Here is a 10,778-nt window from a genome sequence, read left to right as displayed (position 1 = left end):
GACCCGGCCAAGACGTTACGGCCTTCACAGCCGGGCTATTCAGGTCCTTTGCCAGGCCCCTAATATATGGCCTCGGTTGTCCACCCAATGCGCCAGTTGCAGACCGTCAGACACGGACAGAACACAGTGCCGTCGGGTAGATCCTGCTGGCGGTGAGCAGCGAGCGATTCAACCGGGTAGTCACAAAATGAATCCAGGGCGATCGGTATACCAAATGGCATTTTTTGCTTGACTTGCGTAGCCAGGCCAGACACTATAAGGGCTGTGGAATTAAGATTCCGCAAAATGAAATAGGGACTCATTGCGGGCCATCCCCCGGCACGTCCCGCTCATCGTGGAAACACCGCCGGGCAAAGACGCCAGACCGGTAATTTCACCCCCAAAACTTTCCTTTCGGCCCGCAGTGGGCGCGCCCCGCCTCGGGGAAACGAAGCGCGCCCAAGGCCGCCGACGGCTATGAAAGGCGATATTCGTGTCACTAGAACAAAACAGGGAGCGGGACGCATCGTTCCCCGCACAACACTTCAGCCCGCGCCTCAGCAACGAAGATCTCTTACCTGTAAAGACAAAAACGTGGGGAACCTACAGCCTCTTCGCCATGTGGATGTCAAATGTCCACAGTGTGGCGGGGTATGTCTTTGCCGCGAGTCTCTTTGCTCTGGGCATTCCGGGCTGGCAGGTCCTCATCGCCCTGCTGCTGGGCATCGGAATCACCAACTTCTTCGTCAATAAAGTGGGCAAGATTGGACAGACTTACGGCATCCCCTTCGCCGTTTCCTGCCGCCCTAGCTTTGGTGTTCTTGGCGCCAACATTCCCGGCATCATTAAGGCAATCATCGCCACGTGCTGGTATGGCATTCAGACCTGGGTCGCTTCTACAGCGATCGTCGTCGCAGTTCTCCGCTTCTTCCCGGACTTGGAGCCACTGACCAAGGATTCCTTCCTGGGTCTGTCCACTCTCGGTTGGGCGGCGTTTTTGATCCTTTGGGCCATTCAGTTCGTAGTCTTCTATCGGGGAATCGAGACTGTAAGGCGCTTCTGCGACTGGGCTGGCCCGGGCGTCTATGTGGTCATGTTCCTCCTGGCCGGCTGGATCGTGATGAAGGCCGGCCCTGGAAACATCAGCTTTACACTCAGTTCCGAGCAGCTCGGCGGAGGCCAAATGTGGGCCATGTTCTTCACTGCAGTGGCGCTGGTTGTATCCTATTTTGCCGGGACGACATTGAACTTCGCCGACTTCTCCAGGTTGCTCAAGTCACCGAAGAGCATGACGCGCGGAAACTTCCTCGGACTGCCCGTTAACTTGATGATCTTCGCTCTCGTAACCGTCATCACTACTTCGGGCGGCTACCAGGTCTTCGGTGAGATGATCATGGACCCCGTTCACCTAGTCGCACGCATCGACCACACGACAGCCGTCCTGCTCGGAGTCCTGACTTTTGCCATCTCGACGGTGGCAACGAACATCGTCGCAAACTTCATTTCGGCAGCATTCGACCTGGCCAACCTTATCCCCAGCAAGATCAACTTCCGCCGCGGAGGCATCATCGCATCCATTTTGGCGATCGTGGTCATGCCCTGGAATTTGTACAGCAACCCGACCATGATCCAGTACACCTTGGGAACGCTCGGCGCTCTGATCGGTCCACTTTTTGGCATCCTCATGGCCGACTACTACCGCGTCCGTAAGCAGTTCATCGAGACGGAGGCTCTGTACACGGATAATCCGCGTGGCGCCTATTGGTATACCAAAGGGTTTAATCTGACAGCTGTTCGGGCACTCGCAATTGCTGCAGCTTTGTCGGTAAGCGCCGCCCTCGTTCCGGCCTTCAGTGTGGTTGCGCCCTTCTCCTGGTTTGTAGGCGCTGGTACGGCGTTCCTCGTCTACCCCTATCTGGCGAAGCATCCCAAGTACGGCCTTGCAGCCCAATCAGCCGTGGAAGATGAGCCCGCCGCCGTGGTCAGTTGAAGCGTCTACGAGAACTCTAACCACGACGAATCGTCAGAAAAAGGTCCGCCTCCTAGATGGAGGCGGACCAAGAAAGGAACTTAGATGGCCTACAGCAAAGCCTTGGAGAGAGCACTTTGGGAAGCCGAGGCCGGCGCTGCCGAAGGAGGCATGCCTTTCGGGGCAGCGCTCATTGTAAATGGCGAAGTGGTGGCGAGCGGCCGGAACCGCCAGATCCAGGACGGCAGATACTTCTCCCACGCCGAAATCAACTGTTTAGGGGAAGCCGTCCGGCGGCCCTTTGGTCGTAACGAAGACGTCGTCATGGTCGCAACTGAAGCGCCCTGCCCCATGTGCGCCGGCGCGATCGTGGTAAGCGGAATCCGACACGTAGTCGTCGGGGAGGATGTTCACTACCCAGGTGCCCTGGACTGGCTAAGGGGACGGGACGTCAACGTCCGGGTCGCCGGGCACCAGGGCTGTATTGATCTAGTGGGCCAATTCAAGAATGCCCATCCTGAACGGTGGGACGCGTTCAGCGCAGGCTAGACGCCCCTGGCTTGCTGAGCCAGATAGGACCGGATTGGACCCCCGTCTATCTCGGGCGGGGGTCCAATCCGCAGCCACTAGTTGTCCTAGTAACAAGCTGCCAGTGGCATCGCCCAGTGGCAGCTCTTAGCCACCAAGAAAGGATCAGAAACACCATGCTGCTCGAGCACGACCACATAATGGTATCGGTGCGGACCCGAAGGGAGCTGGACACCGCGCTTGACAATGCCGTGGACTTCCTGAGGCCCACAGCAACGGCTGAAAAAGTGGGCATCTCGGTGACACGCCTGGGATTCGGCCGCTATGTGGCCTCCCTGGACCGGAATGTTCCACCCGGCACAATCATGGAGAGTTGGGGCACGTCCGCGGGGTCGCGGTAGTGAACAGTCCATCGTGGCTTAGAAGCCCCGCCGTTGTTCCGGGCCAATGCCCGGCCCTCGGACGAGAAGCATGCTCACTGCACAAATCAGCCATACGGGCAGCCTCTGGCAGGAAAGGCAACAAACATTCGCTCACCGGATGCGAAATAGAAGTCTTTCTCTCGATAGCTCCTGGCGAACGCATTGCCGCAAGCAATCACGACACAGGAGAACTTTGGAACGGGCATGTCGACCTGATTTCCCAGGATCAGGGAATCGCTTGGATAGTTACCGATCTCGGCGAACGAAAGCTGGTAGACATCACTGTCCACACAATGTGGCGTCCTGGCGCGGCTTTGAAATGCTAAAGACGACATTTCTTGCCTTTCCGGCGCGGCTGGCCCGGCCCTCATTCTCCACCTGCCAAGAAACAACGGACACCTCAGGGACGCTGCCCGAACACATGCCGGGCAGCGTCCCACGAGAGATAGGCGGAGTCGGACCGACCGAACGCACCACACCGGTCACTGAGAGGAGCCGGAACGGGCGAGTTCGAGTCTCTGGACATCGCAGCCGTCCACCGAGAGCTGTCGACATCTTCCTGTGGCGTCACCGAAAATCCTGCGGTCAATCCGACCGCCGAACCAGGTTGTGTCCGCTACGGTGCAGGCATATCCGGGGAGGAGGATGCCCGGGGTCTGGAAGGTTCTGTCCTGGCAAGATCGCACGTCAAGCAAGGCGACATCCTTCGCACGGAAGTGCCGGCAACCGCGCGCCCCGGAGTTGAGCAACGAAACCGATATACGATGTCGGCCCTTGCACGGTTCCGCGACGTGCCTATTTGCCGGCGCGGACACGGCCTGCCTGGGCTGTTAGCTCAGTAAATGTTGCCTGTGGATTGTCCGGCGGAACCTTTTGCGGTACTGGCTGCCTGCGGCAGTCTAGATACGCATCCGCGACGCCGGGCTATGCGGCTTGAGCATCCGATCGCCTTCGGCGGGATCCGCTACAGGGTCGTCTTGCCGCCGCTGGTCATGGCTCTCCCTTGGACTAAGAACGTTCCAAGGTTTTGACAGCAGATTATTTGGAGTGTTCCTGGGAGAGCTTCCGGGCTTCCGGAGGCGGAAGCCTAGGGATTATCAAGGCGGATCAGGCCATATACTCAGGGGAATCGGCCCTCCTTAGGCGCCGTTAGAACTTTGGGGGAACATTGAACAGGTCACTCGTACTGCCCGCTGTCGTCGCAGCTGCACTGCTACTCTCTGGATGCGGATCAGGAGCGGCCGCGGCGGGATCGGGTTCTAAGACCACCATTCCGACGCCAACGCTGACCCCCACGCCGACAGCGACTGTTTCCCAGTACGCCAGCATTATTGCGGAGCATGAGATGGGCTGGAAGGACTACGAGGACAAGATCACGGACTGTGCCTTCGCCAGCGTGGGCACTAAGCCAATCGACCAGGTGACCAGGCTGACCTGCAGTATGACGGTTCAGACGGCAACGATTACAGCCAAGACTGCGGCCAAAAACTTGCGTGCACTCGCGAAAGCGCCAGCAGAAATCACTTCGCTCCTCGACCGGACCTTGAGAGTGCTGGATCCCCTGGCCGACAACGACGCGGCGAAGGTCTGCAGCGACGCAGAGAGTAAGGCATGCGACGCAGCCATCACTAAGGCCAACGGCGATGTGCGGTTTGTGACGAGCGTGCTTGACGCTTAGAAGCCATATCTCTAGGCGATCGCGACCTGTCTGCTAGCCCACTGTTCTCAGGTCGGCACGTGCGTAGGCGCCATCATCATGGGCCAGGAGCCAAAGTGACGGATTACAAATGGCGTGATCCGCCGCTTACCCACCGGAAAGTGAACGAACTGCGATGAGACCGACAGACATTGTACTCAGCACCATTTCGGGCGGGACGTCGGAATCAACTGAGGCTTTGTGGCTCGGTGTGTTCCTTACTGAGATCAAGCGACAAGCGGAACTCGGCAGTCGCTACGTCAAGAGGGCGTGGACGAGGGCCATGTCCGACGGGGTCGCGAGTAACGACAACATGGTCTGGGGTGACCTGCAAGCAGCGTTGTTCTCGGCGATAGTCATACAGCGGATACTCAAACCTGGGCACGTGCGTCCCTATCCGAAGGAATCGCGAGTTGCTAGGCAAACACAGGCAGACCACCGGGGCGCTCGACTTCGCGAACTTCTCGAGATCGACGACAGTTGGCCGCTATTCCTTGCCAAAGACGTAAGGGATGCCTGCGAACACTTCGATGAGAAGCTCGACGCTGTAGTCCTTGACGGCATGGTGTCGCTGATCGACTGGCACATCAGCCACGACGGAAAGTTGTTGCAAACTCCGCCGGCGCCGACGAACGGCCAGAAACTTGCCGCCGATTTACGGGCCTTCTATCCGAGAGGCGGAATCTTGCGCTTCTCGGCCCAATACGAGCTCGACATTTTCAATCTGGACGTCGCCTTCCTCAATCTTCTGGAACCGGAAGGGGTGGACCGCGCCGAGGCGAAACTGGCCGCGAGCGTGGAAGGGCCCATGATGTACGGATCGACTCAGTACATCTACCTAATGTCCGAGGAACACGAAGACTTGCGTGTCAACCAATGGCTTGCCGTTCGAGAACAGGCTGGCGTTCCCGTTGCTACATCCTTGGCGGCCAAGCGCTTCCCCAGGGAATGAACATTGTTTCACTTGTGGGTTCAGCGCCAGCGGATCTATTACAAGTAGATTCGCCGCTCGCCTGTGCTGACGCGGGTTCCGGGTCCGCGGTGGCGACAAGCTAAGCCCCCAGAACCGTGCCTGAGCAAAAAGAAACCCCACAGAGTCGGGGGCGACTCAAGCGTGGGGTTCCCTAGGGCTGCACCGGAAATGGGGGAATGCGGAGACACCGCCCCCAAACGTACCCTCGATGGCGCCGGCAGCAACTAACCTGCAAGTCCCAGACGGTTCACAGTTTCAGCGCGTATGTTCCTGCGTAGCCACAGCCGCATGGGGTGCCCACTCGCGGCCGTGGCAGGCGGCCCGCCCGGTTCTGTTGGGGGCCGGCCCGGGCCGCCAACCATCAACGACGAAATAGCCCCGCACTCCGGAGAGGCCAGGGGCCGCCGGCACGACAGCCCGGCACGCCCTGAGTGGCACGCTTGGGCAGCGAGCCCGCGACGAGATACGCGGCAACCTGGGTGACATCGGCACGGGCCGATGCCGCGGTTTCCGCGTAGAGGAACACTCTCAGGTACGACGCCGAGCTGGAGACCTGCATCGAGACGCACTTCCACATGAAGCCATCTTGTAACTGGGGCACCGGCCCGGTCACCATCGCCCTGTCGGTCGCGATCGCCGCTGCCGTCACCCTCCTCAGCCCTTCCCGGAAAACGCCCGTCGAACGGCACGTTTAGCGGTGAATTCGCGGGCTGGGGCGGATTCAAAAGATGCCCGGCTGGCCACGGTGCGACTGACCTGAATTGTCCAAAGCGCGCTGGACAATTCGTTGACCAGACGTCTCCACCCAGCGTCAAGGACGAAGTCAGCCGGCCACAGACGGAATGTGTCGACCGGTTAGGCCCTATCGGTCGCACCTTCGACTGCTTCGGTGTCCGGTTCGGCCCATTCGAGGGCGGCGACGATGTGTCCTTCATCGGGGAGGGCCTGTTGTTCGGACTGCGGAAGTTTGTCGTAGGTGTAGGCGGCGACGGCAATGGGCGAGGTTGAGCGTCCCAGGCTGTATCGGACGCTGCGGTCGTTCTTGGTGCCGCAGATGAGGATGCCGATGGTTTCGTTATGGTGCTCGCGGCGGAGTACGTCGTCGACGAGGGCGACGTAGAATTTGAGTTTGCCGGCGTATTCGGGCTGGAACTTGCCCGCTCGATGACGACGTAGCCCGTAAACCGCACTAACGACTCAGGTCTCAGTTCCTTCCTGCACCGCTCCCCGCGAGGAGTCTGCCAATCTGTGCACTATCTCTGAGGGGACCTGAAATTACGGTTTGCCCGTGAGGGATGACGCGGTCACCAGGCCCGGCATTCTGTCACTACCGCAGTCTGTAAGTCCGTTCCTGCAACTGATAATGGAAACTATGTCTTGTCGCCGGACAATGTATCGGAGCTATTGGGTGCGGAGGAGGTTCCGGGCGGCATCGGTGATATGGCGGGCGGAGATGCCGGCTGCGTCGAGCAGTTCCTGCGGTGTGCCGGAAGTGGGCAGTGTTTTGACGGCGAGCAGGGTTGCGTGGAGTTCGGGAGTGTCAGGGCCGGCCAGGGTTTCGAGCACAGCGGCTCCGATGCCGCCTTCCGGGTAGTGGTCTTCGGCGATGACGATCCTGCCCCCGGTCTCCTGACAGGACCTGAGCAGGGTTCTCGTGTCGATGGGTTTGATGGAATAGAGGTCGATGACCCGGGCATTGATCCCTTCGGCGGCGAGTTGGTCGGCGGCAGTCAGGCATTCGTGCAGAGTCACCCCGGCGCCAACAAGTGTTACCGCGTCCTCGGGTCCGGAGTGGTGGACTTTACAGCCGCCGAGCGGGAATTGTTCGTCGGGACCGTAGATGACCGGGTAAGCGCCGCGGGTGGCGCGCAGGTAGGAAATGCCCGGGGTGTCGGCCATGGTCTTCACGAGGTATGCCGTGGAGGGAGCATCGGCCGGGTAGAGCACGCTGGAGGTGTGCACGGCCCGCATGGCGGCGATATCCTCCAGAGCCATTTGCGATGGACCGTCCTGGCCGATCTCCACCCCGGCGTGTGTACCGACGAGCCGGATGCTGACTTGGGAGACTCCAGCCATCCGGATGAAGTCGAAGGGCCGGGATATCAGGAAAGCGGCGAAACTCGAGGCGAACGCGATGTAGCCGCGGACTGAGAGCCCGACCGCGGAAGCGATGAGTTGCTGTTCAGCGATGAACATCTCGAAATACCGTTCCGGAGCTGCCTTCTCAAACTCTCCGGCATGGGTCGAGTTTCCCACCTCGCCGTCCAGAACAACGACTTCGGGCCGGGCGGCCAGCGCGGACACGGCAGCGCCGAAAGCGGCCCGGGTTGCCACCTCCTCACCGACCTCCCACCGGGGCAGGCTGATGGCCGCCTGTGGATTCGGCGTGAGCGCAGGTACCCCCGGGGCGGGTAAGGCTGTGGTGATCCGCAGGTTACTGGGACCGCCGAGCGCTCCCACGGCACGGTCGGCCATTTCCTTCGGGAGCGCCTTGCCGTGCCAACCGTTTCGGTCTTCGATCTCAGGAACGCCCTTCCCTTTGATCGTCCTGGCGAGAATGACTGTTGGCTGGTCGGGCCGGGATAGTGCCCGGGTGAACGCGTCGTCGATCGCGGCAACGTCATGGCCGTCGACGATGAGGGGAAGGGCGCCAAACGCCTCAACCCGCCGGGCGTAGCGTTCCATGTCCCATTGCAGTTCGGTGGGACCGTCCTGCCCCAGGCGATTGACGTCCACGATGGCTGTCAGGTTACCCAACTTGTAGTACGCGGCCTTGTCCAGAGCCTCCCAGATGGACCCCTCGGCCAGTTCACTGTCCCCGCACAGGACCCAGGTCCGGTAGGGCAGCCGGTCCAGGTACCGTCCGGCCAGTGCGACTCCGACCGCGTCCGGCAACCCTTGGCCCAACGACCCTGTGGCCACGTCAACCCACGGCAGGGCAGGAGTGGGATGACCCTGGAGCCGGCCGCCGAACTGCCGGTAGGTGCGGATCAGTTCGTCCTCGCCGACCACCCCGACCGCCCGGTACATGGCGTACAGCAGCGGGGACGCATGGCCCTTGGAGAAGATGAGGTGGTCGTTGGTCGGCAGTGACGGCCGGTCCCAGTCATAGTGGAGGTGCCGGTCGAGCAGGACCGCCATGAGATCCGCAGCCGACAATGACGAGGTCGCGTGGCCGGAACCGGCCTGTGTGCTGCACCGGATGGAGTCCACCCGCAGCTGCGCCGCCAGCCGTCGAATGTGCCTGTCCGGCTCAGCGGTCATCGGAACTTCCGGTTCCTGAGATCCGGTCATTGCGATCACCCTTCCCGTTCAGAAGACTCCCCGGCTCTCTTGAGGCCGGACGGGCGGTCGACGATGGGCCCCATACCCGCACATGAAGTACCGCGGCGATGGCTGCCAAGGCGGAAGATTTGTCGCCAAGCCTTTGGAAATTGCCATCAGGTTTCCCTGGCGCTGTAAGCCGGAATTTGATGCACGACTGGGCGTCAGCGAGCAGCTTAAATCGGCCACAAGTGTCCTCCCGTTCTGCGGGCTCCCTGCTTCGCGGGGGGGGGTCGACGGCGGCCTCCGGTGAGCCCGGGAATGATTCACCAAGTAAAGCAACAGATTGCCTCCGGCAACCGGCCTTGCGCAAGTGCCCGGGGAAAGTCCTCGAGTATCGTCCCTGGAATCATGGGATGTGCTGACGGCCACCCGGCAGGGACGGGCGCCGGCGCACAACGTGCCCACGACGAAGCTTTCATCCGTTACCAGCGGTATGCAGGCATGGAACCTGATTGCGCTTCGACGCCCGTCAGCATAGGGATTCATTAAGGTGGCGGACATCAAGAGCCGCGTTGTCGAGAACCGATGGTTTTCCGATGAGGAATCCGACCGCACACATCGAATCTTCCCCGGAGCAGATGTGCGGTTTCCCCCTGGCGGTTGCGACCTGGTTTTGCAGGTGCTCAGTGATGATGTTGATAATGGGCGGGGAAGAAGTGCAGCTCCCGAACGATTCAGACACCCGGGACTGCGCTTCTTTTCTATTTCACAGGTTGGCGTGACTGCACTGGCAGTCCGGTCCGCGGCGGCCGCCGCTGTGATTCCCCGAGGCGACGCCTGAATCGATGCACGAGACCCACCCCGGCCAACAGCCCGGGGTGCCGCCTCTGTGTTTCCGCATCCCACGCCGGCGGCCCACCGTCCGGAATCGCGGACGGGTATGCGCTCGTGCGGGACATGCTCCCCCGCCAGGCCTGGCAAGAACCGGCCAGGTACGGTTCATGGTTCCCGTTCATAATCGACGACCGTTTCCGAGCACTGCAATTAGTCAGGCCCCTAGCCAAACCAGGCCGTGTTGAGGCGGGATTTATTAATCATTCTGCCTGATAGCCTTTTCGCATGGCAAAACGCGTAATAACAATGCTAGAAGATGATCTCGACGGTTCCGAAGCAAATGAAACAATCACATTCTCCATTGACGGCACCGAGTATGAGATTGATCTCAACGACGCCCACTCAGCAGAACTGCGCGCGACACTGAACGAATATACTGCCGTTGCCCGCAAAACAGCGGGACGCACCAAGCCGGCACGCCACCCTGGAAATGCAGGCGCTCCCGGTACCAAGACCATCCGCGCATGGGCACTTGAGAACGGAATCCCGGTCAGCACACGCGGCCGCATTCAGGCCGATGTGATGCAGCGCTACACCGCGGCACATTAAGATTAGCCCTCCGAAATACCTGCTGGCATTCCATCGCCATCGTACTGATTCGTTGAAAGAACAAAACGAAATCAGGGTCGTCGCCAATTCATCACGACCCTGATTTTCGTTTATCCCGATCGACACTTCAGATGTCTATAAGCCGTTTGACACCGAGAGACGAGTGCCCGGATGGCCGCGCCTGGACCATGCATTGCAGCAGCTCTGAGGGACGGTGACGGGCGGCGACTGACCGAACTCACTCTGGACCCGCCTCATAGCCCCATTGCTCAGCGCCCTGGTACTGGAACTCGTCTGCGTACTAACCTTCGTAAACTTTGACGTACTCATCGGCTCCTCAGGCTCCTCACCTCGTTCCTGGATCCTCCCTGCGATTGCCCTCCTGCCAGGAGCCGCTGGGCTGTGGTGGGGGCACCACGTCAAGACAAAGCCGCCCGACAGCATCGGACACGACAGTGAAGGAGTCCCTGGCCGAGAACACCCTTCCCGCCAGCCAGGATC

At 60.5% G+C, this 10,778-nt stretch carries 8 protein-coding genes and 1 pseudogene; 6 read left to right on the top strand and 3 right to left on the bottom strand.

The genetic code is table 11. The features are described 5' to 3' along the window. Positions 1-472 precede the first annotated feature (472 nt). The 3 genes from JOE41_RS19725 (at position 473) to JOE41_RS19715 (ending at position 2,877) form a co-directional block, all read left to right on the top strand. Positions 473-1,969: an NCS1 family nucleobase:cation symporter-1 gene (locus JOE41_RS19725; protein ID WP_209753319.1), complete on the top strand. Its 1,497-nt coding sequence runs from the start codon at positions 473-475 to the stop codon at positions 1,967-1,969. Positions 1,970-2,053: 84 nt separating this feature from the next. Beyond that, complete coding sequence (locus tag JOE41_RS19720) at positions 2,054-2,497, top strand: nucleoside deaminase (protein ID WP_209753318.1); 444 nt, start codon at positions 2,054-2,056, stop codon at positions 2,495-2,497. A gap of 155 nt (positions 2,498-2,652) precedes the next feature. Beyond that, on the top strand, positions 2,653-2,877 hold the full coding sequence (locus JOE41_RS19715) for a hypothetical protein (protein ID WP_209753317.1): 225 nt from the start codon (positions 2,653-2,655) through the stop codon (positions 2,875-2,877). Between the two features lie 86 nt (positions 2,878-2,963). Here JOE41_RS19715 and JOE41_RS19710 read toward each other — a convergent pair whose 3' ends face one another. Continuing rightward, on the bottom strand, positions 2,964-3,188 hold the full coding sequence (locus JOE41_RS19710) for a hypothetical protein (RefSeq protein WP_209753316.1): 225 nt from the start codon (positions 3,186-3,188) through the stop codon (positions 2,964-2,966). Positions 3,189-4,243: 1,055 nt separating this feature from the next. Here JOE41_RS19710 and JOE41_RS19705 point away from each other — a divergent pair. Both JOE41_RS19705 and JOE41_RS19700 read left to right on the top strand, forming a co-directional pair. Continuing rightward, complete coding sequence (locus JOE41_RS19705; protein ID WP_209753315.1) at positions 4,244-4,576, top strand: hypothetical protein; 333 nt, start codon at positions 4,244-4,246, stop codon at positions 4,574-4,576. 301 nt (positions 4,577-4,877) lie between these two features. After that, positions 4,878-5,546, top strand: coding sequence for a hypothetical protein (locus JOE41_RS19700; protein WP_209753314.1), 669 nt, complete (start codon positions 4,878-4,880; stop codon positions 5,544-5,546). 876 nt (positions 5,547-6,422) lie between these two features. On the opposite strand, the pseudogene JOE41_RS19695 reads toward JOE41_RS19700, so the two are convergent. Both JOE41_RS19695 and JOE41_RS19690 read right to left on the bottom strand, forming a co-directional pair. Further along, positions 6,423-6,668, bottom strand: a pseudogene (locus JOE41_RS19695) (PDDEXK nuclease domain-containing protein); the annotation flags it as partial. A gap of 300 nt (positions 6,669-6,968) precedes the next feature. Next, positions 6,969-8,861 (bottom strand): transketolase, encoded by a 1,893-nt coding sequence (locus JOE41_RS19690; protein WP_245200768.1) that lies wholly within the window; start codon positions 8,859-8,861, stop codon positions 6,969-6,971. 1,092 nt (positions 8,862-9,953) lie between these two features. On the opposite strand from JOE41_RS19690, the gene JOE41_RS19685 reads away from it, so the two are divergent. After that, the gene (locus JOE41_RS19685) at positions 9,954-10,277 is read left to right on the top strand and encodes an Lsr2 family protein (RefSeq protein WP_209753313.1); all 324 of its coding nucleotides are present in this window, start codon (positions 9,954-9,956) and stop codon (positions 10,275-10,277) included. Positions 10,278-10,778 lie beyond the last annotated feature (501 nt).

It is taken from the genome of Arthrobacter sp. PvP103 (genome assembly GCF_017833075.1).
Taxonomy (GTDB): domain Bacteria; phylum Actinomycetota; class Actinomycetes; order Actinomycetales; family Micrococcaceae; genus Arthrobacter.
This window is presented reverse-complemented; position numbering and strand designations above follow the sequence as displayed.